Here is an 853-nt window from a genome sequence, read left to right as displayed (position 1 = left end):
GCGGGGCGGCTTCGCCATTATGCCCCACATGTCTGCGCCCGTTATTGGAAAGTTATACGCTTTTCGGTATTTAGGTGATTTTATGGCAAATACGCAAAAACGAAAGAAAGGCAAAACGACTCGGGTTGGCTCTGAGGTGTTGTATCAAAGAATAAAACAAGCTTTAGAAAACCCGAATTATAAGTTTAGAACTATCCACGGTGTAATCAAAGAAGCTAGTGTAAGTCCTGAAGTCGTTGAACGAGCTATGCGAGAACACTCAGACGAGATAGTGAAACTTTATCGAAGAGGCTCAAACGGAGAAGCTTTGTACACAACTAGAAAACACTATAAGAAAAAAGCTTCTACTACGGAAAAAATAATTGGGGCGGTAATAAATAGTGTCTACTGAAGTGATTATTTTTGGTCTAGCCGTTTCTAAAAGTTTAATTTTTTGCCTTTCAGGGCTGCTTGGTGGATATTTCCCTTTCTGCCATGATTTGCTTACAAGGCAAAAATTGCCGCCTCAACAAAAAATTGATTTAGATAAGGAATTTTTCTTAATCAAAGCATTATTAATACCTCTTTTAGCATTTGTAGTTACTATTCTCGCTGTAGCTTTTGACAATATTACAACTTGGATTGCAGCAGTTTACTTCGGTGCAAGTCTACCCGTACTAGTCGAGAAAACCATTAGCTCAAGTTCCAAAACTGTTTCAAATTTAGGGGCTGGGCAATAAGCGTATAACAAACGCATTAACACTCGCTGCGCTCGCTAGGGACAAAAACACGTAGGCTCCCTGCGCTTCGCTTGGTATTTGCATGTTCCGGCCCATTCCGATCACCCATTTCGGTTCAATTCGATCACTGATTT

At 40.4% G+C, this 853-nt stretch carries 2 protein-coding genes; both read left to right on the top strand.

Features of this window, described 5'->3' with window-relative positions; genetic code table 11:
- On the top strand, nucleotides 1-391 hold a 391-nt coding region (locus JC525_RS19780; RefSeq protein WP_233095336.1), incomplete at its 5' end, for a hypothetical protein.
- Entirely contained in the window at nucleotides 381-719 is a 339-nt protein-coding gene (locus JC525_RS19775) for a hypothetical protein (RefSeq protein WP_159490126.1), read from the top strand. The genes JC525_RS19780 and JC525_RS19775, both read left to right, overlap by 11 nt.
- The last annotated feature ends 134 nt before the right edge of the window (nucleotides 720-853 follow it).

Origin of the sequence: Alteromonas sp. IB21 (assembly GCF_016405965.1) — a bacterium.
Lineage (GTDB): Bacteria > Pseudomonadota > Gammaproteobacteria > Enterobacterales > Alteromonadaceae > Alteromonas.
Note: the sequence above shows the minus strand (reverse complement) of the source record. Positions and strands in the feature narration are given on the sequence as shown.